The sequence below is a fragment of the Yoonia sp. genome (genome assembly GCF_046498525.1).
GTDB lineage: Bacteria > Pseudomonadota > Alphaproteobacteria > Rhodobacterales > Rhodobacteraceae > Yoonia.
The window spans coordinates 1-25,183 of the sequence record NZ_JAWOAN010000092.1 but is presented as its reverse complement, the minus strand read 5'-3'; the positions used below and the strand labels follow the sequence as shown (position 1 = coordinate 25,183).

The 25,183-nt window shown below is 58.4% G+C and carries 27 protein-coding genes and 1 tRNA gene; 14 read left to right on the top strand and 14 right to left on the bottom strand.

The features are described 5' to 3' along the window. The 6 genes from R6T97_RS06085 to R6T97_RS06060 all read left to right on the top strand — a co-directional run. A partial coding sequence (locus R6T97_RS06085; protein ID WP_410348402.1) for an SDR family NAD(P)-dependent oxidoreductase occupies positions 1-589 on the top strand: 589 nt, incomplete at its 5' end. After that, positions 589-1,593, top strand: coding sequence for a LacI family DNA-binding transcriptional regulator (locus R6T97_RS06080; RefSeq protein WP_410348401.1), 1,005 nt, complete (start codon positions 589-591; stop codon positions 1,591-1,593). The genes R6T97_RS06085 and R6T97_RS06080, both read left to right, overlap by 1 nt. Continuing rightward, entirely contained in the window at positions 1,590-2,570 is a 981-nt protein-coding gene (locus tag R6T97_RS06075; protein WP_410348400.1) for a nuclear transport factor 2 family protein, read from the top strand. Before R6T97_RS06080 ends, R6T97_RS06075 begins: the two co-directional genes overlap by 4 nt. A gap of 29 nt (positions 2,571-2,599) precedes the next feature. Then, complete coding sequence (locus R6T97_RS06070; protein ID WP_410348399.1) at positions 2,600-3,565, top strand: cupin domain-containing protein; 966 nt, start codon at positions 2,600-2,602, stop codon at positions 3,563-3,565. A 77-nt stretch (positions 3,566-3,642) separates the two neighbouring features. Next, positions 3,643-4,767 carry a cobalamin-independent methionine synthase II family protein gene (locus tag R6T97_RS06065; RefSeq protein WP_410348398.1) on the top strand — a complete coding sequence of 375 codons (1,125 nt, stop codon included), beginning with the start codon at positions 3,643-3,645 and terminating at the stop codon, positions 4,765-4,767. 62 nt (positions 4,768-4,829) lie between these two features. Next, complete coding sequence (locus R6T97_RS06060) at positions 4,830-6,242, top strand: FAD-binding oxidoreductase (RefSeq protein WP_410348397.1); 1,413 nt, start codon at positions 4,830-4,832, stop codon at positions 6,240-6,242. A 50-nt stretch (positions 6,243-6,292) separates the two neighbouring features. Here the strand turns inward: R6T97_RS06060 and R6T97_RS06055 are convergent, their stop codons facing one another. The 3 genes from R6T97_RS06055 to R6T97_RS06045 form a co-directional block, all read right to left on the bottom strand. Then, positions 6,293-6,823 carry an adenine phosphoribosyltransferase gene (locus R6T97_RS06055; RefSeq protein ID WP_410348396.1) on the bottom strand — a complete coding sequence of 177 codons (531 nt, stop codon included), beginning with the start codon at positions 6,821-6,823 and terminating at the stop codon, positions 6,293-6,295. 12 nt (positions 6,824-6,835) lie between these two features. Beyond that, positions 6,836-7,702 carry an S-methyl-5'-thioadenosine phosphorylase gene (locus tag R6T97_RS06050; protein ID WP_410348395.1) on the bottom strand — a complete coding sequence of 289 codons (867 nt, stop codon included), beginning with the start codon at positions 7,700-7,702 and terminating at the stop codon, positions 6,836-6,838. An 89-nt stretch (positions 7,703-7,791) separates the two neighbouring features. After that, positions 7,792-8,397: a flavin reductase family protein gene (locus R6T97_RS06045; RefSeq protein ID WP_410348394.1), complete on the bottom strand. Its 606-nt coding sequence runs from the start codon at positions 8,395-8,397 to the stop codon at positions 7,792-7,794. A 69-nt stretch (positions 8,398-8,466) separates the two neighbouring features. Here R6T97_RS06045 and R6T97_RS06040 point away from each other — a divergent pair, with 69 nt between their 5' ends. After that, on the top strand, positions 8,467-8,967 hold the full coding sequence (locus tag R6T97_RS06040; protein ID WP_410348393.1) for a GNAT family N-acetyltransferase: 501 nt from the start codon (positions 8,467-8,469) through the stop codon (positions 8,965-8,967). A 53-nt stretch (positions 8,968-9,020) separates the two neighbouring features. Continuing rightward, the gene (locus R6T97_RS06035) at positions 9,021-9,803 is read left to right on the top strand and encodes an EcsC family protein (RefSeq protein ID WP_410348392.1); all 783 of its coding nucleotides are present in this window, start codon (positions 9,021-9,023) and stop codon (positions 9,801-9,803) included. On the opposite strand, the gene ptsP is transcribed toward R6T97_RS06035, so the two are convergent. The 5 genes from ptsP to R6T97_RS06010 all read right to left on the bottom strand — a co-directional run bounded on the left by ptsP (position 9,794) and on the right by R6T97_RS06010 (position 14,993). Next, the gene (gene ptsP / locus R6T97_RS06030) at positions 9,794-12,037 is read right to left on the bottom strand and encodes a phosphoenolpyruvate--protein phosphotransferase (protein WP_410348391.1); all 2,244 of its coding nucleotides are present in this window, start codon (positions 12,035-12,037) and stop codon (positions 9,794-9,796) included. The two genes, R6T97_RS06035 and ptsP, sit on opposite strands and share 10 nt — an antisense overlap. 36 nt (positions 12,038-12,073) lie before the next feature. After that, complete coding sequence (locus tag R6T97_RS06025) at positions 12,074-13,312, bottom strand: aspartate kinase (RefSeq protein WP_410348390.1); 1,239 nt, start codon at positions 13,310-13,312, stop codon at positions 12,074-12,076. Positions 13,313-13,380: 68 nt separating this feature from the next. Continuing rightward, positions 13,381-14,031: an SDR family oxidoreductase gene (locus R6T97_RS06020; RefSeq protein ID WP_410348389.1), complete on the bottom strand. Its 651-nt coding sequence runs from the start codon at positions 14,029-14,031 to the stop codon at positions 13,381-13,383. A 21-nt stretch (positions 14,032-14,052) separates the two neighbouring features. Continuing rightward, positions 14,053-14,457 carry a DUF1178 family protein gene (locus R6T97_RS06015; RefSeq protein ID WP_410348388.1) on the bottom strand — a complete coding sequence of 135 codons (405 nt, stop codon included), beginning with the start codon at positions 14,455-14,457 and terminating at the stop codon, positions 14,053-14,055. Between the two features lie 62 nt (positions 14,458-14,519). Beyond that, positions 14,520-14,993, bottom strand: coding sequence for an NUDIX hydrolase (locus R6T97_RS06010; protein WP_410348403.1), 474 nt, complete (start codon positions 14,991-14,993; stop codon positions 14,520-14,522). A gap of 46 nt (positions 14,994-15,039) precedes the next feature. Here R6T97_RS06010 and R6T97_RS06005 point away from each other — a divergent pair, with 46 nt between their 5' ends. The 4 genes from R6T97_RS06005 to modC are packed head-to-tail and all read left to right on the top strand — an operon-like array spanning position 15,040 to position 18,720. Next, complete coding sequence (locus tag R6T97_RS06005) at positions 15,040-16,179, top strand: acetoin utilization protein AcuC (RefSeq protein WP_410348387.1); 1,140 nt, start codon at positions 15,040-15,042, stop codon at positions 16,177-16,179. A 44-nt stretch (positions 16,180-16,223) separates the two neighbouring features. Continuing rightward, positions 16,224-16,967, top strand: coding sequence for a molybdate ABC transporter substrate-binding protein (gene modA, locus R6T97_RS06000; protein ID WP_410348386.1), 744 nt, complete (start codon positions 16,224-16,226; stop codon positions 16,965-16,967). Next, on the top strand, positions 16,964-17,662 hold the full coding sequence (modB, locus tag R6T97_RS05995; protein WP_410348385.1) for a molybdate ABC transporter permease subunit: 699 nt from the start codon (positions 16,964-16,966) through the stop codon (positions 17,660-17,662). The genes modA and modB overlap by 4 nt, the downstream gene beginning before the upstream one ends. Then, entirely contained in the window at positions 17,659-18,720 is a 1,062-nt protein-coding gene (gene modC, locus R6T97_RS05990; RefSeq protein ID WP_410348384.1) for a molybdenum ABC transporter ATP-binding protein, read from the top strand. The genes modB and modC overlap by 4 nt, the downstream gene beginning before the upstream one ends. Here the strand turns inward: modC and R6T97_RS05985 are convergent. The 3 genes from R6T97_RS05985 to neuC all read right to left on the bottom strand — a co-directional run bounded on the left by R6T97_RS05985 (position 18,717) and on the right by neuC (position 22,366). Beyond that, the gene (locus R6T97_RS05985; protein WP_410348383.1) at positions 18,717-19,925 is read right to left on the bottom strand and encodes a 3-deoxy-D-manno-octulosonic acid transferase; all 1,209 of its coding nucleotides are present in this window, start codon (positions 19,923-19,925) and stop codon (positions 18,717-18,719) included. The genes modC and R6T97_RS05985 overlap by 4 nt on opposite strands. A 73-nt stretch (positions 19,926-19,998) precedes the next feature. After that, positions 19,999-21,258 carry a 3-deoxy-D-manno-octulosonic acid transferase gene (locus R6T97_RS05980; protein ID WP_410348382.1) on the bottom strand — a complete coding sequence of 420 codons (1,260 nt, stop codon included), beginning with the start codon at positions 21,256-21,258 and terminating at the stop codon, positions 19,999-20,001. Then, positions 21,242-22,366, bottom strand: a complete 1,125-nt coding sequence (gene neuC / locus R6T97_RS05975; RefSeq protein ID WP_410348381.1) for a UDP-N-acetylglucosamine 2-epimerase — start codon at positions 22,364-22,366, stop codon at positions 21,242-21,244. The genes R6T97_RS05980 and neuC overlap by 17 nt, the downstream gene beginning before the upstream one ends. 185 nt (positions 22,367-22,551) lie before the next feature. Between neuC and R6T97_RS05970 the strand changes: the two genes are divergently transcribed. Next, positions 22,552-22,625 (top strand) — tRNA-Cys (locus tag R6T97_RS05970). Positions 22,626-22,687: 62 nt separating this feature from the next. On the opposite strand, the gene R6T97_RS05965 is transcribed toward R6T97_RS05970, so the two are convergent. The 3 genes from R6T97_RS05965 to R6T97_RS05955 form a co-directional block, all read right to left on the bottom strand. Next, positions 22,688-23,437 (bottom strand): tyrosine-type recombinase/integrase, encoded by a 750-nt coding sequence (locus R6T97_RS05965; protein WP_410348380.1) that lies wholly within the window; start codon positions 23,435-23,437, stop codon positions 22,688-22,690. A gap of 84 nt (positions 23,438-23,521) precedes the next feature. Next, complete coding sequence (locus R6T97_RS05960; RefSeq protein WP_410348379.1) at positions 23,522-23,698, bottom strand: hypothetical protein; 177 nt, start codon at positions 23,696-23,698, stop codon at positions 23,522-23,524. After that, positions 23,685-23,858 (bottom strand): hypothetical protein, encoded by a 174-nt coding sequence (locus tag R6T97_RS05955; RefSeq protein WP_410348378.1) that lies wholly within the window; start codon positions 23,856-23,858, stop codon positions 23,685-23,687. The genes R6T97_RS05960 and R6T97_RS05955 overlap by 14 nt, the downstream gene beginning before the upstream one ends. Positions 23,859-25,002: 1,144 nt before the next feature. Here R6T97_RS05955 and R6T97_RS05950 point away from each other — a divergent pair. Continuing rightward, a partial coding sequence (locus tag R6T97_RS05950; RefSeq protein WP_410348377.1) for a transposase occupies positions 25,003-25,183 on the top strand: 181 nt, incomplete at its 3' end.

Here is a 25,183-nt window from a genome sequence, read left to right as displayed (position 1 = left end):
CACATATCTACTCGGCCGGTGGACATGGCTACGGGATTCGCTCTTCCGATTGACAGAGGACGCTATCGCCAAACACGGGCCCTTCGACGTGCTGGTCAACTCTGCGGGACTGGCGATCCATTCCCCGGCCATCGAAACAGAAGAAGCGGACTTCGACGCCGTCTCGGATGTCAATTTCAAAGGGGCCTACTTCCTTACGCGGGCGGTTGCCAAGTGCCTGCTCGTCGCAGGTAAAACCGGCAGCCTGATCAACATCACAAGCCAGATGGCGCACGTTGGCGGGATCGACCGGGCGCTCTACTGTGGCACCAAATTTGCCGTCGAGGGCTTTACCAAAGCCATGGCGATCGAATGGGGCAAGCAGGGCATCCGCGTGAACACGATCTGCCCCACCTTTATCCGCACGGCCCTGACCGAACAGACCTTCAGCAATCCCGACCGGGTGGCGTGGATCATGGACAAGATCAAACTGGGTCGTGTGGGCGAAGTCACCGACATGATGGGGCCGGTCGTCTATCTTGCCTCGGACGCATCGGCGTTGATGACCGGTACGCATATGCTGATTGATGGGGGTTGGACGGCAGACTGATGGACAAGATTACCTCGCTTCAGGTCGCGGAACGCGCAGGCGTCAGTCAATCGGCGGTCAGTCGGGTGTTTACGCCCGGCGCATCGGCCAGCGCCAAAACGGTGGAAAAAGTGCGCAAGGCCGCCGCCGAACTGGGTTACCGGCCCAATATGATGGCACGCGCGATGATCACTGGCAAAAGCCGGATCATCGGGCTGGTCGTCGCCTATCTTGATAACCAATTCTACCCGCTGGCCCTGCAGCTGATGTCCAATGCCTTGCAGAAAAGGGGCTATCACATCCTCGTCTTCACCGCCTCCAACAGTCAGGGCGCCGCTGAAGAAGTGATGCAGGAACTGCTCGATCACCAAGTCGATGGAATCATTACCGCCTCGGTCGGCATGACCAACGACCTGACGCGCCGCTGTGCTGCTGCCGGTATTCCTGTGGTCATGTTCAACCGCGGACAAGAGGGCGAGGCGATTTCTTCCGTCACCTCCGCCAATGTCAAAGGCGGGCGGGCGGTGGCGGAATTCCTGCTGTCTTGCGGGCACAAGACCATCGGGCATATCAGCGGCTGGGCCGGGTCCTCCACGGGGCGCGACCGGCAGGCGGGATTCTGCGAAGTACTGGCCCGGCACGGCATCACTCCGCAAATCATCGACGGCATGTACGACCGCGAAACAGCGGCTGCTGCAGCCCAGACCATGATGGACAGCGCCACGCCGCCGGATGCGATCTTTGTTGGCAACGATCACATGGCCTTCGCCGTACTCGATACGCTACGCTACGAAATGGGGCTGCGTGTCCCGCAGGACGTCGCCATCGTCGGCTATGATGATGTCCCGCTGGCGGCATGGCTCGCCTATAACCTCACGACCATGCGCCAACCTGTGAACCGCATGGTCGAGGCCACGATCGAGGCGCTCATCAGCCGGATCGACGATCCGACCCTGCCGGCGCAACTCATTGAAATAGACAGCCCGCTGATCGCACGCGGGACCACCAAAGGACCAAAAACATGAAGGGTTTTTCCGACCGCTGGAAAGATTTCCCCGACTATATCATCGGGATCACCAAGGAAATCTGGGAAGACCGCGGTGTCGGTACCCTCAATCACTACTATGCAGATGACATCCCCGTGCGCTCTCCCATGGGCATCCAAAAGGGAAACCAAGGGGTCATCGCCGCGACGATGGCCACAATCAACGAATTCCCAGACCGTGAATTGCTGGGCGAGGACGTGATCTGGTCGGGTGACGAAAATACCGGCTATCTGTCGTCCCACCGGCTACTGACCAGGGCGACCCACACCCGCGACGGGCAATTCGGCCCGGCCTCCGGCAAGCACTGGCAGGCCTATGTCATCGCCGATTGTGCGGCAAAGGAAGACACGATCTACGACGAGTGGCTGGTGCGGGATTATGGCGGGATTGTCCGCCAGCTCGGACGTGACCCGCGCGATTATGCCGCCGAACTGATCCTACGCGAAGGCGGTGCGGGAACCGCGAGCAAGCCCTTCACACCGGCAATGGATGTCGACGGCGGCTATCACGGCACCGGCAACGACAACGCTTGGGGCCAGCGTTATGCCGATACGCTGACGCGCATCATGAACCATGATTTCAGGCATATCCGCGACAGCTATGACCGGGCCTGCATCGGCGAATATGCAGGCGCGAAACGGGCCGTCGGCTGGGACGGCATTCTGGAATTCTGGGTTGGCTTGCGGTCGTCCTTCCCCCACGCGGACTTCAAGATCCACCACCGGATCGGCATGGACGCTGACATGCTTTCACCCCGCGCCGCGATCCGCTGGTCGCTGGACGGCAAGCATGACGGCTGGGGCAGTTTTGGTGAACCCACCGGCGCGGATGTGCATGTGATGGGCATGTGCCACGCCGAGTTCGGGCCATATGGTCCGGGTGGTGTCGGGCTGCGCCGCGAATATGCGCTCTACGATGAAGTCGCGATCTGGAAGCAGATCCTCATGCAGGCCTGATCCGGCCTCCCAAATAAGGAATACCCGATATGACACCCGCCGAGATGGAACACCGCATCGTCCGCTATGGCGACCTGCAACCGTGCAAGACCGCGTTCATCGATGCGCACACACCCGGTTCCGACCAAAAGGAAAACTTCACGATCATAGGCGGCGGCGTATCGGAAAGCCCCGATCAGCACGTCCACATCGGCATCCCGCATGGTTTCAACATCGGGGCTGCGGGCCAGCCACCCAAGTGTCGCAACTCGCTGCATGATCACCATACAGCCGAAGTGTTTTTTGTCCTCAAGGGCCGCTGGCGGTTCTTCTGGGGACGCTGGGGCGACGCAGGCGAAGTCGTGCTGGAAGAGGGTGATATCTTCAATATCCCCACGGGCATCTTTCGCGGGTTCGAAAACATCGGCACGGACTACGGTATGATCATGGCCGTGCTTGGCGGTGACAATGCAGGTGGCGGTGTGATGTGGGCACCGCAGGTGATCGAGGATGCGGCAGATCACGGGCTGGTACTGGGCGAGGACGGCAAGCTTTACGACACCGGGCGCCAGCAGAAACTGCCTGACGGTGTGGCCCCCATGCCGCTGATGTCAGACGAAGAGCTGGCGAAAAGGCCAGAGCCGTCCACCGCAGACGTATTGCCCAACCATGTCGCACGCTATTGGGATCTTTACGCATTGGCCGACAAGACGCCCGCGCGTGTCGTGGGTGAACATGGTGTGTTGCGCGACAAACCGGGGTTCGAGATTGATTTCATCACCCGCGCCTGCGCGACCGAGGCCAGACACAGCCATCCGTACCCGTCCGTCCTGATGCCGATGCGCGGGCATTGGCGGGTCACGTGGGATGGTGGGGCGGCCACGCTCGCGCCGGGTGACACCATGTCGGTTCCCGAAAACCTTGCCCATAGTGCCGTGCCGTCGATGGCCGGCGAAGCAAGTCTCTATCATGTGGTCGCCACCGGCGATCCCGCCGGAGCCACGTGGAAAGGTTAACGGCCGCTGTAATGCAAACTGTACGTACAACATCTGTACAGGTTCTGTACGCAAGAAATACGAATGAGGATGAAGCCATGTCGAAAGTCTTAACAACCCATGTAGGGTCACTGCCCCGCACCCAAGAGGTCGTCGATTTCATCTTCGCCCGCGAACACGGCAAGGCCTATGATACTGACGTTTTTGATGCGGCAATGACAGCAGCCGTCTCGGAAACCGTGCGAAAACAAGTGGATGCAGGCATCGATATCGTCAGCGATGGCGAGACATCCAAGATCAGCTATGCCACATACGTCAAGGACCGCTACACCGGTTTCGATGGCGACAGTCCGCGCAACGCGCCCGCCGACCTCAAGCAATTCCCGAGCTTTCTCAAACGCTTGGCCGATGACGGTGGCACGCCCAAATACGCGCGCCCGATGTGCGTCGGCGAAGTACGATCAAAAGGACAGGGCGAGCTGGAAAAGGACATCGCCAACCTGAAAGCGGCCATGGCTGCACAGGGCGCCGAACGCGGGTTTATGAATGCAGCCTCTCCCGGTGTTATCTCTTTGTTTTTGCAGAATGATTACTACAAGAACCGCGAGGCCTATCTGGCGGCTCTGGCCGATGCAATGAAGGCGGAATATGAAACGATCGTGGCCTCGGGCCTTGATCTGCAACTTGATTGCCCCGACCTCGCACTGTCGCGTCATATGTTGTTTAACGATTTGTCGGATGATGAATTTCTCAAGATCGCCGCAAGTCACGTTGACGCATTGAACCACGCTTTGTCCGACGTCCCGGCTGAAAAAGTCCGCGTGCATATCTGCTGGGGAAACTATGAAGGCCCACATGTCTGCGACATTCCAATGTCCAAGATGTTCGACACGTTGATGGCGACGAAATCGCAATACGTGCTGTTTGAAACCTCGAACCCGCGCCATGGCCACGAATGGTCCGTGTTTCGCGATCGCGCCAAAGATATCCCTGATAACAAGGTGTTGGTCCCCGGAGTGGTCGATACGACAACCAACTTTGTGGAGCATCCCGAACTGGTGGCCGAACGGATCGGTCGTTTCGTCGATATCGTGGGTGCAGACCGTGTGATCGCCGGATCGGACTGCGGTTTTGGAACATTCGCAGGTTTCGGGGCCGTCGATCCAGAAATTGCCTATGCCAAACTGGGCGCTCTGGCGACAGGTGCCGCGCTCGCACGGTAAATCCCGGTTGGACTGCGGCGCAATTTGGGCCATGTACCAAAGCAACTGCCAGAGGAACCGACATGCTCAACCCGGTCACACCAGACTTTGAAAAAACGCTCCGCGGGTTGCTGCCAGCGGCGGCCTTCAAGGATGACAGCGCACCCTACCTGTCCGAACCGCGCGGGCGCTGGGCAGGGCAGGGCCTTGTCGTTGCGCCGGGATCAACCGATGAAGTCGCCGCAGTCGTGCGTGCTTGTGCTGACGGGCGTATCGGCATTGTCCCCTACAGCGGTGGGACGGGACTGGTCGGAGGGCAAATTCAGCAAGAAGGGCCTGTGCCGGTGGTGCTGTCTTTGGAACGCATGAACCGCATTCGTGACGTCTACCCAATGGAAAATGTGCTGGTCTGCGATGCCGGCGTGATCCTTGCGGATGTGCAGAAAGCGGCGGAAGACATTGGTCGGCTTTTCCCGCTTTCGCTTGCGTCCGAAGGGTCCGCGCGTATTGGCGGGTTGCTTGCGACCAACGCAGGCGGGGTCAACGTATTGCGCTATGGCAATGCGCGCGCGCTTTGTCTGGGGCTCGAAGTCGTCCGCCCGGATGGGACGGTCTGGCACGGTCTGACGCGGCTGCGCAAGGACAACACCGGCTATGATCTGCGCAACCTGATGATCGGTGCAGAAGGGACGCTTGGGGTCATCACCGGCGCGGCTGTGAAACTCGTGCCGCGCCCTGTTGGGGTGGGTGTCGCGATGATGGCGGTCACGTCACCGGCGGCGGCGCTTGAATTGCTGGCCATGGCAGGCGCGCAGATTGGCGAAGGTATCTCTGCCTTTGAAATCATGCACCGGCAAGGCTTTGATTTTCTGTCTCAGGTCGGGCCGGACATCAAACAACCGTTTGATGAAATCCCTGAATGGTCGGTGCTGATCGACGTGGGTCTTCCCGCAGGACTAAGCCCCGAGGACGCATTGGAGGGCCTTTTTGCCAGCGCATTCGAAGCTGGTTTGGTGGCGGATGGTGCCATTGCACAAAACGTAGCGCAGCGCGATGCCTTTTGGCACATCCGCGAAAGTATTCCCGAAGCGAACCGGCGGATCGGATCGGTCAGCTCGCATGATATCTCGCTCCCGCTGAGCGCGATCCCCGCGTTCATTGACCGCGGCAAGCAAGCTTTGGCCGAAGTGGGTGCGTTTCGCATCAATTGTTTCGGACATCTGGGTGACGGTAACCTGCACTACAACGTCTTTCCGATGCCGGGGCGCAACCGTGCGGACTATGAGGCAGAGCGCCCCGAAGTGAAGCGGGTCGTACATGATCTGGTGCACAGCATGGAGGGCTCGGTCAGTGCGGAACACGGGATCGGCCGTCTTAAGGTGAAAGACCTTGAAACCTACGGCGATCCGGCCAAGCTGGCGATGCTGCGGGCGATCAAGTCCGCGCTGGATCCCTTGGGGATAATGAACCCCGGAGCAGTGCTGCGCCAAGCGTAAGGGCTGTCTTGGGCAAAGTTCAGTTGAACGTGGAGCGGGTCAGAATAGCCTTATTCGCCCGCAAAATGGCAAAGCGCATGGACATCCATGCCCAAAGCCTCAAGCCGCTTGCGCCCGCCAATATCCGGCAGATCAATGATAAAGGCGCAGCCCACGACCTCTGCCCCCATGCGTTCGATCAGCTTGATACCGGCCTCTGCGGTACCGCCGGTGGCAAGCAGATCATCAACCAGTAGGACTTTTTCGCCGGGTTGCAGTGCATCGTCATGCACCTCGATCGTGGCTGTGCCGTATTCAAGCACGTAATCCTGTTCGATCGTCTTGCCGGGCAATTTGCCCTTCTTGCGGATAGGCACAAACCCCAATGATAACTGGTGTGCAATCGCACCGCCAAGGATAAACCCGCGCGCTTCAAGCCCGACAACCTTGTCAATCGGTTGCCCCGCATAGGGGTGCAACAACTGGTCGATGGCCATGCGAAACCCGCGTGCATCACTGAAAAGCGTAGTCACATCACGAAACATGATCCCTTCGTGCGGAAAATCGGGGATTGTGCGGATGTAGTCTTGGACAGTTTTCATAGGGGTGGCTTTCTAGAGAACACGACCGGCGATGGCGTCAAGTTTTGCGACCAGTGCAGGGTCACGTTTGTCCGGGGCAGTCATCACGGCATATTCCAACGCGCGGTCGCACCCATGGGGGCAGGGTGCACGATCTGGGCCCAGCAATGCGGGCAGGCGGCTGACAAGGTCTTGCGCCTTTGTTCCGTTGCCCTGCAGCGTCTTGATCACGTCGCTGACATCGACAGCACCGTGGTTGGGGTGCCAACTGTCGTAATCGGTGACCATGGCGACAGAAGCGTAGCAAATCTCTGCCTCGCGGGCGAGTTTGGCCTCGGGCATATTGGTCATGCCGATGACATCGCATCCCCAGTCGCGGTAGAGCTTGCTTTCGGCCATGCAGGAAAACTGCGGCCCTTCCATCGCAAGGTATGTCCCGCCCCTGTGGATGTTGATCCCTGCATCGCGTCCGGCTGTTGCGCAGGCATCAGAGAGCCGCTCGCAGGTGGGGTGCGCTACGCTGACATGGGCCACGCAGCCGGTCCCGAAAAATGATTTTTCGCGGGCAAAGGTGCGGTCGATAAACTGGTCGACAATCACAAAATCGCCCGGTGCCATTTGCTCACGGAAAGACCCGCAGGCGCTGACGCTGATGACGTCGGTCACGCCAATGCGTTTGAGCGCATCGATATTGGCGCGGTAAGGCACCGTTGTCGGCGAATGGACATGACCGCGCCCGTGGCGCGGCAGAAAGGCCATTTCAACACCGCGCAGTCGTCCGGTCAGAATGGCATCAGAGGGTGTGCCCCACGGGCTTTCGACAGAAACCCAAGCGGGATTTTCCAGCCCCTCCATGTTGTAGATGCCAGAGCCGCCGATAATTCCGATTTTCGTCTGCATGGTCCGCCTTGTCGCAATCCCCGCGCGCACATTGAAACGGATCGCCGCCGAATGGAACCCTCGAACGCTGTGCAAAAGGAACAAAGTGCCTAGTCGTCGGGGCGTTGCAGGCTGAACACCTCTCGTACGACGGAATAGTCGCGATAGCCCAAGCGGGTGAGCGGGTTGAATGTGGTCACGTCGAACATGCCATCCACCAGACAATCATCACGCATATGCACACCTGTGACTTCGCCAAATACTGCGAAATTCGCCTCACCGGGCAGTTGGATGATCTGCGTCAGCTTGCATTCCAGCGTTGCTGGCGCGTTGGCCACGCGTGGGCAATCGATCGTTTCACACTGTGCCTTTTCCACGCCAGCCAGCGCGAACTCATCGGTATCGCGGTCCCATGAGCCGGAGGTCTTGTTCATGATGTCACGCGCGGCGTATTCCACGACATTGACGGCAAAGACGCCCGTGTCGCGGATGTTGGCAACCGAATCCTTGGTGCCTTCGCGATCAGGCTTGGCACTGGTCGAGGCAAACATGACCTGTGGTGGCACATAGGCGACGGCATTGAAGAACGAATAGGGCGCGAGGTTGTCCAACCCGTCCATTCCGCGTGTCGAAATCCAACCGATGGGGCGCGGTGTGACGATCGCATTGAACGGATTATGGGGTAGGCCGTGGCCGTTTTCGGGCTGATAGAACATCGCAGTGCCTTTTCGTTTGGGTATCCAAGGGTTAGCTTGCAGCAATGCCCTTGGCCAGACGAAAGAGACATGCAGCAGACCGCACTGACATTGGCCACGGAAACCCCCGAGGATTGGTGGGAGGTCGAGGCGCTTTACGACCTTTGCTTTGCGCCGGGGCGGTCTGCGCTGTCGTCCTATCGCTTGCGCGAGGGCGTTGATCCGATCGGGCCGCTTTGCCTGACCGCGCGGGACAGCGATGGCATATTGGCGGGGGCGGTGCGCAATTGGCCTGTTCTTGTTGGTGGAAAGAAAACAGTCCTGCTTGGTCCGATTGCCGTGCATCCGACCCGGCAGGGCGAAGGTGTCGCCGCGCTGTTGATGCAGCGATGTCTGAGCGATGCGCGTGATCTTGGCTGGGCGCGGCTCATGCTGGTCGGGGATGCGCCCTACTATCAACGATTTGGTTTTGAACGTCTGCACGGGGTGACCATGCCGCCCCCAACAAACCCTGATCGTGTATTGGGTTTGGCGCTTGTCGAAGGTGCATGGGATGGTATCAGCGGCACGGTTACATCTGTCCGCGATTGAATTCGGTCGGTGCGATACCCATTTCGACAAGCATGGATGACCAGAGCACCGCTATGAAAGAGATCAATCCTGCCAAACCGCCAACGCCTTTGTCCGATGCGGCAAAAGCCGAGATTGCCGCACTGGCAGAGCGTCAGCGCAAGGCCAATGGCGTGCTGATGAAGGCGGTTAATTTCGTGGGCGGGCAAGTTGAAGACGGCCTGAAGCTATTGCCAGCCCAGACGCGCAGCCAGATAGACGATCTGGCCCGCGTCGCGTTGCGCCAAAGCTTTGATGTCGCAAGCAAGTCGCGCACGGGACGGGGGCAATCCATCGGCTCGGATCGCGTGCATCGGTTACTGGGTACGCTGTCCGGCGCGTTGGGCGGTTTTGGCGGTTTGCCCACCGCCTTGGCGGAACTGCCGGTCGCGACCACCGTTATCTTTCGCGCGGTGCATCATGTTGCGGTTGAACACGGCGAGGACCCGGACGCCGAAGAAACCAAGTTGGAGTGTCTGGCGGTGTTCGGCGCCGGTGGGCCGGGTGCGGATGATGACGGCGTCAACACGGCCTTTATCGGTGCGCGGCTCAGCATTTCCGGTGCTGCCGTGAACGGGTTGATCAGCAAGGTTGCCCCCAGATTCGCCGCCGTGCTTTCGCAAAAGCTGGCTACTCAGGCCGTGCCGATTCTCGGTGCGGCTGCCGGGGCAGGGACGAATTACGCCTTCATCGATTACTACGTTTCGATGGCGCACGTGCATTTCGGATTGCGGCGGCTGGCGCGGGTCTACGGTGATCAGGCCGTGACCGACCATTTCCATGCGGTTCTTGCCTCGGGCAAGTTGCCTCAGACCTGATAGACCAGCCAGTCGGCGACAGCGCGGCGCACCGATTGATCGCCGTTGGCGATGGCGTCATCCATGATCTTGCGCACCTCGTTTAGGTCAACGCGCCGCAACAGATGCTTGACCGGCCCGACAGAGGCCGGGCGCATCGACAGCGACCGCAGGCCAAGGGCTGCAAGGCAAAGCGCCTCGACAGGGCGGCCCGCATCTTCGCCGCAGAAGGACAAGGGCGTGCCGCTGTCCTCGCACCGTTTGATCACATAGCTGATGAATGACAGGAAACTGCAGTCCAGCGTGTCATAGCGCTTGCGTACACGCTCATTTTCGCGGTCTGCGGCGAAAAAGAACTGTTTGAGGTCATTGCCGCCGATCGAGATGAAATCGACCTCCTCAAAGAAGGCATCCGGTGCATAGGCCAGTGATGGCGTTTCCAGCATGGCACCCACTTCCAGCTTCGAAGGCAAGGCATGCCCCAGCTTGGTTTCGCGCGCGATCGCCTTGTCCATTTCGGCACGGGCCGCCCGGAATTCACTGATCTGGGCGACAAAGGGAAACATCACAGACAACGGTTGCCCGTTTGCGGCCCGCAAGAGCGCTTGCAACTGCATCCGCAACACGCCCGGTTTATCTAGACCCACCCGGATTGCACGCCAGCCCATCGCAGGGTTGGGTTCATCGTTCGGCTTCATATAGGTCAACACCTTGTCAGACCCGATATCCAGCGTCCGAAAGGCCACGCGTTTGCCGCCAGCCGCGTTCAGGACGCGCGAATATAACGCAGAAAGTTCAGCACGCCGTGGCATCTGGTTGCGGATCAGAAACTGCAGTTCGGTGCGGAACAGGCCAACGCCTTCCGCGCCGGAGCCTTCCAATGACGGCAAGTCAGCGATCAACCCTGCGTTCATCTGCAATGAAATCAAGTTGCCGCATTTGGTTTGTGCAGGCAGATCACGGATCGACGCATAGCGTTCCTGCGCGCGCGCCTGCATCGCGATCTTGTCGCGAAAGGCTGCGTGCACGATCTCGTCGGGGCGCAGGTGTGCGATGCCCTGTTCGCCGTCTACAAGGATCGGATCGCCATTCAGTGCTTCGCGTGTGATGCCCTTGGCGTTGATGATCAGCGGGATCGCCCACGCGCGGGCCACAATCGTTGCATGGCTCCCGACAGAGCCTTCTTCCAGCACGATGCCTTTTATCTTCTTGCCGTATTCCAGCAATTCGCCCGGTCCGATGTTGCGGGCGACAAGGATCGGATTGTCGGGCATATCCGCACGCGCATCAGCCCCTTGGCCGGTCAGAATCCGCAGCAGTTTATTGGACAGATCATCAAGGTCGTGCAACCGTTCACGCAAGTAGGGATCGGTCGCCTTGGACATGCGCGCACGTGCCAGCGACTGTTCTTTTTCAACCGCGGCCTCTGCCGAAAGGCCGCTTTGGACGTCCTCCTGCATCCGCTTGAGCCAGCTGCTTGAGTTGGCGAACATCCGGTACGCTTCAAGCATTTGCTTCTGGTCGCCGTCCGCCGCGTTGGCACCTGTCAGCATGTCGTCGACACCTGCGCGTAATTGCTCGATTGCTTCATGCAGCCGGGCAGTTTCGGTCTCAGGATCGTCCGAGATCGGGTTTGTGACCACGACGCGCGGTTCGTGCAGGTAAACCCGACCCTCTGTCGCACCTTCCTGCGCCACCGATCCACGCAGCATGACCGGTTGCTGGTGGCGTGCCGACAGGGCCGCCCCCTCGCCGACAAATGCGCCAAGTTCCGTCATCTCTGCGATGACCATCGCCACGATTTCAAGCGCGTAAACTTCGTCAGGTGTATATTCGCGTGCGGCTTTGGACTGAACAACCAGAACACCCAAGACGTCGCCAAGGCGCTGGATAGGGATACCGCAGAAAGAGGAAAACCGCTCTTCTCCGGTTTCGGGCATATAGCGGAACCCTTTGGATGAAGGCGCATCAGCGGCATTGATCACTGTGCGGCTCTTGGCGGTACGCCCGACAAGGCCTTCACCCAGACGCATCCGCGTCTGGTGGACTGCTTCGATCTCCAAGCCTTTGGTGGCACAGAGCTCCAGCGTTTCGGTATCGCGGAACAAATAGATCGAGCAGACTTCCGTGCCCATCGAATCCGCGATAAGTTCAACAACCGCGTCCAGTCGCGCCTGACCTTCATTGTCAGCAGCGAGTGCTTCGCGCAGCCGCCCTAGCAGCTTGCGACTTTCAGATTCGAGCCGATGTGGCATGGATCTCCCGCCTTTGCAGGTGACCGACGTTACGGGTCAGCCTGCTTTTTCCAATTCGAAAGCATCATGCAGGGCTTGCACGGCAAGTTCCATGTATTTTCTATCGATTAGCACGGAAATCTTGATCTCGGAGGTTGTGATCACCTTAATGTTTACACCTTCAGCAGAAAGGACACGGAACATCTTGGCCGCAACACCGGTGTGGCTGCGCATCCCGATGCCCACGACGCTGACTTTGGCGACGCCTTCATCGGCCACCAGATCGTGATAGTTGATCTCACCGCTGTCCTTGGCGACCTGCATCGCTTTCTCCGCGCGCTTCACCTGATCGACAGGGCAAGAGAACGTCATGTCTGTGCGCCCTTCCTCTGAGATATTCTGCACGATCATATCGACGTTGACGCCGGCTTCCGATAGCGGACCAAAGATTGCCGCCGCGATGCCGGGGCGGTCGGCGACCGAAATCAGGGTCATTTTTGCTTCGTCACGCGAATAGGCCACACCGGCCACGACGTTTGATTCCATGATTTCCTCCTCATCGCAGACCAGCGTTCCGGCGCTGTCCGATGGTTCTTCGAATGATGATAACACCCGCAGGCGCACTTTGTACCGCATGGCAAGTTCGACCGAGCGGGTTTGCAGAACCTTGGCACCGAGCGACGCGAGTTCGAGCATTTCCTCGAATGCGATCCTGTCGAGCTTGCGGGCCTTGTTGGTGATGCGTGGGTCGGTCGTGTAGACCCCGTCGACGTCGGTGTAGATATCGCAACGTTCAGCATCAAAAGCTGCGGCAAAGGCCACCGCTGTCGTGTCGGACCCACCGCGCCCCAGCGTCGTGATGCGTCCTTCGGGGCTGAGCCCCTGGAAACCGGCGACCACAGCGACCTTCATGCCTTCGCCAAACTTGGCATTGATGTTGTCGGTCGGAATGTCCTCGATCCGCGCGCTTGAATGGGTCGAGGTCGTCTTGACCGGCACTTGCCACCCTTGCCAGCTGCGCGCGGGAATATCCATTTCCTGCAAGCGCAGCGCCATCAGCCCAGCTGTCACGTTTTCACCCGACGACACGATCGCATCATATTCGCGCGCGTCATAAAACGGCGAGGTCTCGTCTACCCAGCCCACCAGTTCATTCGTCTTGCCCGACATGGCCGACACGATCACGATCACGTCGTATCCGTTTGCGACCTCAACGGCGACACGCTTGGCCGCACGCGCAATCCGATCCAGATTGGCGACGGAGGTGCCGCCAAATTTCATCACGAGCGTTGGCATGGGCTGTCTTTCGAAACGTACTTACAATCAGCGTTCCTTTAATGCCCGTTGCCGCCAAGGGCAATCGGTTAGTAAGCGTGTGCCTGTCCGTCCCATGTTTCGAAACAACCCGTTGTTTCGGGGTTGAGGGCTGTAAATCGGGCAGCAAGCCCCTGCGCACTTTCCTGCATCGAAATATCTGCGCGATCGCCACCCATGTCGGTGCGGACCCAACCGGGATGATAGACACCTACGGCAAAGCCCTCTGGCGCAAGATCGACCGCAAGGTTGCGCCCCAGATTGAGAACCGCAGCTTTACTGGCGCAATAGATGTACCCTCCACCAGAGGCGATGGTTTGAGAGCCTAGCTGCGAGCCGATAATTGCGATCTTGGGGGCGTCGCTGCGCCGCAGGTGGGGGAGAAATGATTGAATGGTCAGGAAAACACCGGTGACGTTGGCGGCAAAGCAGTCTTCCCACATTGCAGGAGGGTAGCCGTCATCAAGCGCCTGACCCTGATCGAGATTGACCCCCGCATTACAAACCAGTAATTCAAGCGAGGTGTCGCCAAGGCGTTCTGCAAGGGCTGCATGAGAGGACGGGTCAGTCACATCCAGTTCACGCAGATGTCCGGCATCCGGCGCGCGGTGCGTGCCGATGACTGTTTCACCGCGATCCTGATAAAGCTCTGCCAGCGCCTGACCGATCCCGCGATTGGCCCCTGTGATCAGAATGGTCATAGGTATTTTCCTTTGGTTGGATCAGTTGGTTTTCTTGCGCGGCATGAAGGGCAGGGGGATGACGGGGATGCCGTCATTAAGCAGTTTCCTTGCGTCCTTGAGGTTTGCCTCGCCATAGATTGGGCGTTCGGGGACTATGCCGTCATGCATGTCACGGGCCTCTTTGGCGAAACCCTTGCCGACGTAATCGGAGTGTGATTCGACCTTTTCACGCAACGCGGCGATCGCGCTTTCGCTGGGTTTTGGCGCGGTAATCCCGGAGGACGTGCTGACCGCCGGGGCCATGATCGATTTGCTGACTTTGGCCGATCCGCAAGCGGTGCAATTCACCATGCCTGCTGCGACAAGCTTGTCAAAGGCATCGCCCGACTGGAACCAGCTTTCGAACACGTGGTTCTGGTCGCATTTGAGGTGAAAACGGATCATCGCTGCCTGTCAGTTATGTCTCTCTGATAAATAGGTCTTTTGATGGCTGCTGCAAGCACTGGTTAGCGGACGATCTTATGAGGTTTGAAGCTGGCAACGATGCGTTTCAACTCCGGCTCTGTCAGCTTTTCTGCTGCTTTCGCCGGTGACATCCATTTGCGCCGCCGTTCTTTTTCCTCGGGCCATTTGCTGTGCACATGGGTGATGTGGACCGGGTAGACCATGGTGATGATGGGCGCATTTCCGACCTTTTGGGGCTTGTTATAGCTATAGACGCCGAGGCAGAAATCGACGGCTTCGCCGCTCACTCCGGCCTCTTCATAGGCTTCGGTGGCGGCCGTACTCGCCGGGGTCTGCTTGTGCATCGGCCAGCCTTTGGGGATGATCCAGCGCTTGTGGGTCCGGCTGGTGACCAGGCACACTTGCACCTTGTCGTTCTTGACGCGCCAGCAAAGTGCGGCGAACTGCGCGCGCACATCCGTCTTGCGGCCGGTCCGCAATCTCAAGGGAAGCTGTCTTGCGACTTTTTTCGCCATGTTCTCCGCCGCAAAAAGCATTACATCCGCCCGCATGGGAGACGATATGCAGGCAACCTATCAACACGCAACCCCGCCACCACGATTTATCGGGTCTGAGATTTATCGCCACTCCAGCTATGGGGCGTGGCACCCTTTGCGCGTGCCGCGGATTTCGACTGTCATGGACCTTGCCCGCAGCTTGGGTTGGTTGCCGCCTGCGCAGTTCATCACCAGTCCACGCGCCAAGCCTTCGGCGCTGACCGGCTATCACACACCGGCATATCTTGCGGCCCTGCAAGCGGCAGAGGCAGCACAGGCGGTCACGCAGGATGTGCGCCAGCGGCATGGCCTTGGCACACCGTCCAACCCCGTGTTCAAGGAAATGTACCGTCGTCCGGCCACGGCAGCGGGTGCGTCGCTCTTGGCAGGAGAACTGCTCAAGCAGGGTGGGGTGATCTATTCTCCGGCAGGCGGCACACATCATGGGCTGCCCGACAGGGCGAATGGCTTTTGTTACCTCAATGATCCGGTTCTGGCGATCCAGTCCCTGCGCCGCAATGGTGCCGCGCGGATCGCCTATATCGATATTGACGCACATCACCCTGACGGGGTCGAATATGCCTTTGCGGATGATCCCGACACGCTTCAGATTTCAATTCATGAGGCAAACCGGTGGCCCCGCACCGGACAACTCGGTGACGAAGGCAAGGGTCAGGTCTTTAACCTGCCGGTCGCAGCCGGATTGAACGATACCGAGATGGCATTGATCTGTGACACGTTGATCCTGCCATTGGTCGCTGATTTCAGACCCGATGCCATTGTCCTGCAATGCGGTGCGGATGCAGTGACCGAAGACCCGCAATCGCGGCTGACCCTGTCGAACAACGCGCATTGGGCGGTTGTGGCGGCGCTCATGCCACTTGCTCCGCGCTATCTTGTGCTGGGCGGGGGCGGATATAACCCGTGGTCGGTCGGCAGGCTTTGGACAGGGGTTTGGGCCACGCTGAATGGCCATGCCATCCCGGATGCTCTGCCACCATCGGCGCAGGCGGTTCTGGGCGCGCTGACATGGGCCGGCCCCCTGCGCCAGCACCACCCCGAGCCACACTGGATCACGACCTTGCGTGATGCCCCCCGTGAAGGGCCAATTCGTGACAGTATACGCAGCGATGTCCGGCATTTGGCGGCTCGTCGCGCGGCTTGATCCTGACCCTTGCAAGGCTTTCAAAACGCCCCGATAGTCGCCGCATGAATTTACGCGCACTTCTGTTTGGTCTGATCCTCATGCTGATAGCCCCGTCCGCACGGGCCGAAGTCTTGATTTTTGCGGCGGCCAGTCTGAAAGGCCCCCTTGATCGGATCGCGGCCCAATTCGATGATGTGGTAGTGTCTTATGGCGGAAGTGGCACAATGGCGCGTCAGGTCAGCTTTGGCGCGCCTGCCGACATCGTGCTGCTTGCCAATGCGGACTGGATGGATGTGCTTGTCGACGGCGGGCATGTGCAGCGGGACACAGTCGTCGATTTTGCCAGCAACCGGCTCGTTTTGATTGGTCGGCAAGGCACAGGCCGCGTCGCTTTGGAGGCAGATGCGCTGCTTGAAAGACTTGGCGACGGGCGACTGGCTGTCGGGCTGACAGAGGCTGTCCCCGCTGGCATCTATGCCAAGGCTGCACTGCAATCGCTGGGCCTTTGGGATGCGACCAAAGACCGACTGGCAGAGGTCGACAATGTGCGTGCTGCGCTGACAAAAGTTGCACGTGGCCAGACGCAGCTGGGCATCGTCTACCGTACCGATACGAGGGTAAGCGATGCGGTCGTTGAAGTCGCCGCTTTTCCCGTCGAGAGCCATCCGCCAATCATATATCTTGGCGCTCTGACCAATAAGGCCAACGATGATGCGCAGTCGGTACTGGCGTATCTTCTCAGTCCTGATGGACAAGCCATTCTTGCAGAGTCCGGCTTTTTGCCGCCCCATGGCGCTTTGCGATGATCGACGCACTTGGCCCACAGGAATGGACCGCGATCTGGTTGACGCTGCGGGTGGCATTGGTGGCGACCGTCGCGTCGTTGCCTGTTGCGATCTGTATTGCCTATGTGCTTGCGCGCAAATCCTTTCCCGGGCGACTGTTGCTGAATGGTCTGGTGCATTTGCCGCTGGTTTTACCGCCTGTTGTCACGGGTTACCTGCTTTTGGTGTTGTTCGGACAGCAAGGACCAATCGGCAGCATTCTCTATGATATCTTCGGCATCACTTTTGCCTTCCGCTGGACAGGTGCCGCGCTGGCCGCAGCGATCATGGCGTTTCCGCTCATGGTACGGGCCATCCGCCTCGGGTTCGAGGGGGTCGATCCGGGGTTGGAGGATGCCGCAGCGACCCTCGGTGCGTCGCGCTGGCGGATCTGGTGGACGGTGACACTGCCTTTGGTGATCCCGGGCATTCTGGCAGGGGCAATCTTGGGCTTTGCCAAGGCGCTGGGCGAATTTGGGGCGACGATTACCTTTGTCGCGGCCATTCCCGGCCAGACGCAAACGATTTCGACGGCGATTTATGGGCTGCTTCAGGTCCCCGGCGGCGAACCTGCGGTGCTGGGCCTCGCCGTTGTTTCGGTGATACTCGCCATGGGTGCGCTTTTGGTTTCCGAGTGGCTTGCCCGCCGAATGTCAAACAGGCTGAGTGGCAAATGATCAGCGTCGACATCCAAAAACGACTGGGCGATTTCCAACTTGATGTCCAGTTCATAGCACCCAAGGGCGTGACTGCGATTTTCGGGCGGTCGGGATCAGGCAAGACGTCGGTCGTCAAAGCCGTCGCCGGCCTTTTGCGGCCTGACGCAGGCCGGATTGCGGTTGGCGATACCGTGCTTTTCGACAGCACCGCCAAAACGCATCTGACACCACAGAAGCGGCGCATCGGATGTGTTTTTCAAGATGCCCGCCTGTTCCCGCATATGACCGTCATGCGCAACCTGAGCTATGGCGGAACCCATGATGCGGAACGGGTCATTGATGTCCTTGGCCTGTCTCATCTGTTGGACCGTATGCCCGGCGCATTATCGGGTGGCGAACGCCAGCGTGTCGCTTTGGGGCGGGCGCTTATGTATGATCCGCAGCTTTTGTTGATGGATGAGCCGCTTGCGGCACTGGACGCGCCGCGCAAGGCCGAAATTCTACCGTTCATCGAACGCCTGCGGGATCAAGTGGAAGTCCCGATGCTGTATGTCAGCCATGATGTGTCGGAAGTCGCGCGTTTGGCCACGACCTTGGTCGTCATCGAGGACGGGCGCGTAACGGCCTCCGGTCCGGTTGGAAAAGTCCTGTCTCAGCCCGAAACGGTGTCTCTGGTCGGTGTGCGTGCTGCAGGTGCCGTGATCACGACAAAGGTTGCGGGGCGTTTGCTGGATGACGGGTTGACCGAACTGGCCTTTTCCGGTGGGCGTCTCGTTCTGCCCGGAGATCTGGGGGCGTTGGGGCAAACCGTGCGTATCCGGATTCCCGCACAGGATGTGATCCTTGCCAAACAAGCACCAAGAGGCTTGAGCGCGTTGAATATCCTTCCTGCGATAATCACACAGGTTGAACAAGGGCGCGGGCCGGGTGTTGCGGTCGGTTTGAAAGCCGGGGATGACCATCTGCTTGCACGCGTGACACGGCGTAGTGCATTGCGGATGGAACTGGCGGTTGGCCAGAAGGTCTATGCGATTATCAAGGCAACAGCAGTCGGCCCCGAGGACATTGGCGGCTAGCGCCCAAGAGCGTTTGGAATAGCCGCGAGAGTCCGCGCAACGCCGCCTGCATGGCTGTCATAGAACGACGTGATCTGCGTGTCGGTCACAGGTGTCGGTGCCCGCACTTCGGCCCGCAGTGCGGCCTCATCGGGAACAAGCTGGCAGACACCGGCGGCGATCGCCTCTGTCGCGGGGTATTCGATCGTCCAGATATGGGGGCCGACAACGACCGGCTTTTTCAGCGCCAGAGGTTCGATCACGTTGTGGGCGCCTTTGGGAACGAAACCTCCGCCCACGATGGCACGGTCGCACAGGCCCAGATAGAAATACATCTCGCCCAAGCTATCACCCAAAAGGACGTCAATATCAGGCGCGGGCTTGTTCAGTCCAAGGTCATCATCCAGCAAATCCGATCTGCGCGCATACCGCAGCCCTGCGGTCTCGAGCATCTGCGCCACCTCATCAAACCGTTCCGGCGCACGCGGTACGTATGTGAATAATACACCATCGGTCTGGCGGATCATGTCGATATAAAGCGCGTCTTCGCCTTCCACGACACTGGTCAGGGTAAAGCTGGGCCGCCCCTTGGACAGCGCATTGCGGCATGCCGCTGCTGCCTTGAGGTGATGTTGCGGGATCGGCTGATCAAAGCGCAACTCTCCCGTGACGTGGATATTGCGCATGCCAACGGCTGAAAACCGGCTCTTCTGCCCTTCCGATTTCACAAATCCACCGGCAAAACCCGCTACAAGAGCGGCCCTCAGGCCAAGGCCCTTTTGGTCCTTCTCAAAACTTTTGAGCGGGTACTGCGCATTGCACATGAACAGTGGCGTACCCTGCTTGCGGCACGCCATGATCATGCGCGGCCAGATTTCGATTTCCATCACCAGCCCGTATTTGGGCGCAAAATGTTTGAGAAACCGGCGGTAGGTAAAACCATATTCGAACGGCACCCAGACAGTCTGAACCTTGCCTGCGGCGATTTCCTCTGCAAACTCGCGCTCCGCTTCGCGCCTTCCGGCAGGTGTGAAATGGGTCGTCAGGATTGTTTCGCCCTGTGCGAGCAACGCGCGGATCAGCGGAGTGGCAGAACGCATCTCACCAAGAGATACGGCATGGACCCACACCGGGTTGCTGACGTCACGCCGATACCGGCCAAACCGTTCTGACAGCTTTTGCGCGTAAAGCGGGTCTTTGCGGCCCCGACGCTTCAGATAAAGCATTATGACAGGAAGCAAGACCCACCAAAGCAGGCTGTAGACGCATAACGCCAGCCGAAGTTTGCGGGGCGGGAAACTAGCGCCCATTCCCGACCTCATAGAGTTGGAGCAGTTCTGAGGCCAAGGCGTCTGTCTGTCTGGCTGCGGCTGCGATAGTCTGTGCCGCGTGCGCAGCCGTCCGAGGCAAGGTCCCGGACACAAGCGCATTTACGATATCGTCTGGGGTCTGAACACGTATCGCGCCGCCTGCCGCATCAAGCTGCGCATAGTCGGCGGCAAAATTGGCTGTGCGCGGGCCATGGAGAATGGCGCAACCCAATGCGGCAGCCTCCCATGGATTGTGCCCTTCGATATCCGAAAACGTCCCCCCGATCAAAGCGGCCTGCGCCAAACGATAAATCAGCCCCATGTCACCAAACGTGTCGCAGAACCAGATCGGATCATGCGGGCCGGGAACCTCTCCTTTGGACCTTCGGGGGCCGTCAAATACCATGTCGGCCTTGGGAAAACGCGGCACGATGATCAAAAGCGCCGATTGATCCAGATCGCACATTTTGCGATGTGCTGCGCGGGCCTGCGCGATGTCTTCGGGATGAGCCGGAGCGACCGCCCAAATGGAACGGTCGGCCAACCGCGCGCGCAACGTTTCAAGCTCGGTTTCATCACAGATCAAAAGCGGAGCAGCAGGTTTGAGTGACCCTGTCACTTTTGCCGTTGCCCCCAAAGACTGCAGATGCCGCGCTGTTGCATCATCTTGTGCCGTTGTCAGCGCCATCGCTTTGTAAAGATCACGATAGAGCGTGCCTGCCTTTTTATGTGACCGGTGTGATTTTGCGTTCATCCTCGCTGCCACCAGACATTGCGGAGTACCGCGTGCCGACAGATCACTGACCAATCCCGGCCAGAGATCCTGTTCGACCCAAACACACATATCCGGTTCAAAGTGATCAAGGAACCGCCTGCGGTAGGACGCTGCATCCAGCGGCAGAAACTGATGCAACGTACGGGCCGGCGCATTTCTGGCAAAGACTTCGGCGGAAACAGCGGTCGTCGAGGTGACGAGAAACGAGAAATCCGGTCGGGCCTTCGCAAGGCGGTCGATCAGGCCACGGACCGAAAGAGCCTCACCCAAGCCAACAGCATGGAGCCAGATCAGCGGACCTTCAGGGCGTGGTGCCAGACCCAGCCCCTGCTTTTCCTGCCAGCGGGCAGGGTGCTCTTTTCCGCGCCCGAGCCGCCGTTTCAGGATGGGCTTTGCGACAAGTGGGATAAGATGGGTCACGGCCAAATAGCCACGCAATGCCAGTCCGCGATGCATGTCAGCCGGGGATGTCATGGAAGGTCTTTTGGAGCGAGGCGTCCCAGAACGCCGGGGCGTTCAGCACGGCAACAAACCGTTTCGCCGCACTGCCGCCGCCAAAGGCATCATGAGGCGGATGGGCCTTGCCCCATTCGTGCTGCAGAAAGCTGGCGATTGTGTCGGTGTCCGTGGCATCCGCGAAAAAGACCGATGGCGATTTCGCGCGATTGGTCTGACGCGTGCCGATATCAAGGGACGGCAGGCCAATGAAAGGCGCTTCCCGGACACCGGCGGAAGAGTTGCCGATCATGGCGCTGGCGTTCCTCATCAACTCCGAGAAATGGGAAAAACGCATGGACGGCAACACCCTGAACCTGCCTTCCGGCAGCCCGGCGAGTACTTCAAAGATCGCCTCTGAACCGGGATCGTTGTTGGGTGCAATGACAACGAAATTGCGCCCCGATCCGTCAAGCGCGCCGAAAAGTGCATCTGCCTGCGTACCCATCGTGTCCGCCTCCGAGGTCACAGGATGAAAGACACAGATGCCGTAATCATCAAAGGGCAGATCATAGCGTTCCTGCACTTGCGCAAATGTGACGCCAGAAGGGCCTGCGTGGAAATCCAGTTCCGGTGATCCAATCGCGTGGATGTTCGCCCCGGGCTCACCCAATGCCATGACACGACGCGCGGCATCGTCGGACGATACGAAGTGATGGCTGGCCAGTTTACTGTTGCAGTGGCGGTAGATCTCATCGATCGTGCCCGAAACCTCGCCGCCTTCGACATGGGCGCAGCGGACATAATTGGTGGCGCAGACCAATGCACAGGCCAGCGCTTCGACACGATCCCCGTGAATCACAACAAGATCCGGTGCGTATTCCTTGACGAAGTCCGAAAACCCGATGACGGTCTTGGCCAGAACCATATCCTGCGGATCACCCGGACGCTGATTGAGAAACTCATGCACTTGCACCCCGGGTGTGCGATGCACCTCGAGTTTGGTCAGCCCGTAGCGTTCCAGCATATGCATTCCGGTCGTAAAGAAAGAAACGTCAAAACCGGCATCCCGGGTGGCAATCGCCAACGGCTCCAACTTCCCAAAATCGGCCCGTGTGCCTGTCACAAAGAGAACTGAACGTGGCATACCGTCTTCCAAACCATTGCGTGACCGGAAGACCCGATCGCTGTTATTCGGCAGATTAACTTGATGGCGCAGGAAAGAAAACGCACTTCGCAGATAAGCGCGCACTGTTCTTGTCGAACGATCCGATGCCTCTTATCATAAGGTCTTGACCTTATCAGGCGTCATCCTTAGGTGACGGATCACAAGGCGAGTGGGCAGGTAGGTTATGCAGCGGATTGCAAATCCGTCTAGACCGGTTCGATTCCGGTACTCGCCTCCAAACGATTTCAATGACTTAGTGCAAGTGTGCGCGTGTTCCGCGGACTAAGTCTAAACAAATGTCTAAACATTCTGTTTTTGTTCTGTTCGCATTTGCTGCGCCTGAATCGCTCGGACGCGCTGCCGAACTTGCCGTGTGTAGTGCTGTACCATGGCTGCGCTTTGGCCGGTTACGGCTGCTACAAGATCGTCACTGCATCCAGCCTCGACCAGCTCACAGGCTGCGTTGTAGCGCCAGCTATGAATGTCAAATTCGAGTGCCCCGATCTGTTGCCTGACGTTCTTCACCGCTTGCGCAACGCCGCGATATGACCAGCGGTTTGTGCCTTGCTCATTGGTCAAGATGAAGACCGAGTGTTTGCTCGCCGCATCGAGTGCCGCTTGCAGTTCTGGCAAGATGGGAATCCAGAGTTGTTTGCCAGTTTTGTTTTGGCTGACAGCGAAACCACCGTCTTGAATGTCGGACCATCGCATTTCGATCACATCGCCAATGCGCTGACCTGTGCCAACGCATAGCTCCATTGCAAGGCGTTCACGCGTACCAAGAGGGCAGACCGCCCGATACTGAACGAGAAGCTCTTGCGGCCAAGGTTTCCGCGATTTCTTGACTGTCTTGATTTCCGATACGCCTCGCGCTGGATTGGTTTCACGCCAGCCAAGGTCGACGCAGTGTTCCAGCAAAACACGAAGTACCCGCAGCGAGTAATTTGCGAAGTAGGGCTTGTTCGCGTTTGAAGCGCGCAGCCGGATCACGTCCTTGCGCTTCATGTTGATTGGGTTGGCATCGCCCATAACTTCTTCGAAGAAGCGCAAATATTTGTCGTAGTCCAGTGCCGTGCGCGGCTTGAGATGTGTGTACCTGCTTGACCGATGGTAGCTTTTGATCAGCGCCTTGAATTAACGCGCTGTGACTTTGGAAGTCGGGAGGTCGCCGGAAAGAATAGCGGAGTATTCGGCCCAGAACTCTGGTGTGCCGAAGTCGGCAACGAATTTTTGGGATTTCCATCCGCGCCTTTGAAAGTACAGGCCGTTGCGTTGACGGTAGACATGCTTGGGAAGTTCACGTTTTGTCATGGCGCATATCTATCCTCTCGAATTCGTCCACTGTGGCGGGGTTAACCAATACCAGTTCGATCTTCTTTCCATCGACTGTGACACGCCCAACTGAACGGCCAGCACGCTCAAACGTGTTCAGCAGGCGCAATGCTTTTTCTTCAATCGTCGTGCGTGTCATCTGTCTCTACCCTGCGGGTTCCTCTGTCCAAGTTCGTTCGCGCATCCATGCGGCTGAATGTGCTCAATCGCCCATGCAATCTAACTTGGTTTAAAGGTACTCAGAGGGTGATTCGCTGACAATGGGAGGCAGAAAAATAGCAAATATTTCAGTTCGAGGGTGTCAGTAAATGTATAAGGGGAAACGTGCTTTGTTCTCCACATAACGGCCCATTTTTAGAAAATAATGAACCATAATTGAAAAATTACTTGACGCCAATTTGTCGATTTTAGCGCTTCAAATGTTTCAGTTTTGAGGGTGTCAGTAAATGTATACAGGAACAAGGGGTGTATACGCGGCCCGCCGAAATAGGATATTTCGACGGGTAAATCATGTCAATCAACAGCAGCACGAGCGGGGCTAATGGAGGTGAACCCATGCTAACTGCTGGGTGTTGTTGCCTCTGACGGAACGAGGGTATCCCCTCGATGCTGCGCATCCCCGCTTGAGCGGGGCCCCTGTGGTTTTCCTAATTTCGCTGGATGCCTCCGGCATTCCAACCCGATAGGCCGCCCAGGCTAAAGCTTGGGCGGCGTCATGGTAACGAATGTTCTGGAACCTGCTTAGAAGTAGGTGGAGGTGTGCCCTGATAGAAGAGTTTTTCCTTTAGGCCAGCAAATCGACGCTCTAGGCAGTTGTTGGCGCTGCGCTGGGGTACTGGCGGCGAAACTGCTAAGGCAACGCCTGAGCGTGCCTTCTAAACGCTTCTCTGTGCGTTGTCATCTTATGACGGGAAGCGGACTTTGCGTCTCCGATTCTCACTTAAGCTGATGCCATAATTGACGCGGTGAACTCTTTAATGCACCAGTGACACCACGGCTCAGCACAAAGAGTCCGTTACGTCTGGTATCGCACTTTCCTCACCCCCGATGCCGGTTCTTGTACGAACTGATGGGCACCGCTGCTGGCGTGAGAACTTGAAGGGCCGCGACAGACATGTTTTGCTTCCGCTCCAAACCGCTCTAAAATCATAAAAATGCCAAGTTCTTGAATGTTTGTACACAAATCTGCACTGGAAATGAAGCGAATGCTATTAGGGCCTGTGGACATTCAGGATTCACATTTTGCCTGACTTCTGATTCAAGTTTCCAAAATGGAGGTTTGAATGAACGAGCAGCGGTTTGTGGTGTCGGACGTTTTGTGGCAGCGGCTTGAGCCGCATCTTCCGGGTAAGGTCAGCGATGCCGGAGCCACGGCAAAGGACAATCGCCTATTTCTGGAAGCGGTCTTTTGGCGGGTGCGCACCGGGTCGCCATGGCGCGACCTGCCGCCTGGGTTTGGCCATT

Coding starts and splice junctions, on each gene's coding strand:
- modB (WP_410348385.1), top strand. CDS start 16,964: ATGATCGACGCACTTGGCCCACAGGAATGGACCGCGATCTGGTTGACG.
- R6T97_RS06015 (WP_410348388.1), bottom strand. CDS start 14,457: ATGATCCGTTTTCACCTCAAATGCGACCAGAACCACGTGTTCGAAAGC.
- neuC (WP_410348381.1), bottom strand. CDS start 22,366: ATGCCACGTTCAGTTCTCTTTGTGACAGGCACACGGGCCGATTTTGGG.
- R6T97_RS06055 (WP_410348396.1), bottom strand. CDS start 6,823: ATGAAAACTGTCCAAGACTACATCCGCACAATCCCCGATTTTCCGCAC.
- R6T97_RS06070 (WP_410348399.1), top strand. CDS start 2,600: ATGACACCCGCCGAGATGGAACACCGCATCGTCCGCTATGGCGACCTG.
- R6T97_RS06050 (WP_410348395.1), bottom strand. CDS start 7,702: ATGCAGACGAAAATCGGAATTATCGGCGGCTCTGGCATCTACAACATG.
- R6T97_RS06075 (WP_410348400.1), top strand. CDS start 1,590: ATGAAGGGTTTTTCCGACCGCTGGAAAGATTTCCCCGACTATATCATC.
- R6T97_RS06080 (WP_410348401.1), top strand. CDS start 589: ATGGACAAGATTACCTCGCTTCAGGTCGCGGAACGCGCAGGCGTCAGT.
- R6T97_RS05985 (WP_410348383.1), bottom strand. CDS start 19,925: ATGCTTTATCTGAAGCGTCGGGGCCGCAAAGACCCGCTTTACGCGCAA.
- R6T97_RS06060 (WP_410348397.1), top strand. CDS start 4,830: ATGCTCAACCCGGTCACACCAGACTTTGAAAAAACGCTCCGCGGGTTG.
- R6T97_RS06040 (WP_410348393.1), top strand. CDS start 8,467: ATGCAGCAGACCGCACTGACATTGGCCACGGAAACCCCCGAGGATTGG.
- R6T97_RS05955 (WP_410348378.1), bottom strand. CDS start 23,858: ATGACACGCACGACGATTGAAGAAAAAGCATTGCGCCTGCTGAACACG.
- modA (WP_410348386.1), top strand. CDS start 16,224: ATGAATTTACGCGCACTTCTGTTTGGTCTGATCCTCATGCTGATAGCC.
- R6T97_RS06035 (WP_410348392.1), top strand. CDS start 9,021: ATGAAAGAGATCAATCCTGCCAAACCGCCAACGCCTTTGTCCGATGCG.
- R6T97_RS06045 (WP_410348394.1), bottom strand. CDS start 8,397: ATGTTCTATCAGCCCGAAAACGGCCACGGCCTACCCCATAATCCGTTC.
- R6T97_RS06010 (WP_410348403.1), bottom strand. CDS start 14,993: ATGGCGAAAAAAGTCGCAAGACAGCTTCCCTTGAGATTGCGGACCGGC.
- R6T97_RS06065 (WP_410348398.1), top strand. CDS start 3,643: ATGTCGAAAGTCTTAACAACCCATGTAGGGTCACTGCCCCGCACCCAA.
- R6T97_RS06020 (WP_410348389.1), bottom strand. CDS start 14,031: ATGACCATTCTGATCACAGGGGCCAATCGCGGGATCGGTCAGGCGCTG.
- R6T97_RS05980 (WP_410348382.1), bottom strand. CDS start 21,258: ATGACATCCCCGGCTGACATGCATCGCGGACTGGCATTGCGTGGCTAT.
- modC (WP_410348384.1), top strand. CDS start 17,659: ATGATCAGCGTCGACATCCAAAAACGACTGGGCGATTTCCAACTTGAT.
- R6T97_RS06005 (WP_410348387.1), top strand. CDS start 15,040: ATGCAGGCAACCTATCAACACGCAACCCCGCCACCACGATTTATCGGG.
- ptsP (WP_410348391.1), bottom strand. CDS start 12,037: ATGCCACATCGGCTCGAATCTGAAAGTCGCAAGCTGCTAGGGCGGCTG.
- R6T97_RS06025 (WP_410348390.1), bottom strand. CDS start 13,312: ATGCCAACGCTCGTGATGAAATTTGGCGGCACCTCCGTCGCCAATCTG.
- R6T97_RS05960 (WP_410348379.1), bottom strand. CDS start 23,698: ATGACAAAACGTGAACTTCCCAAGCATGTCTACCGTCAACGCAACGGC.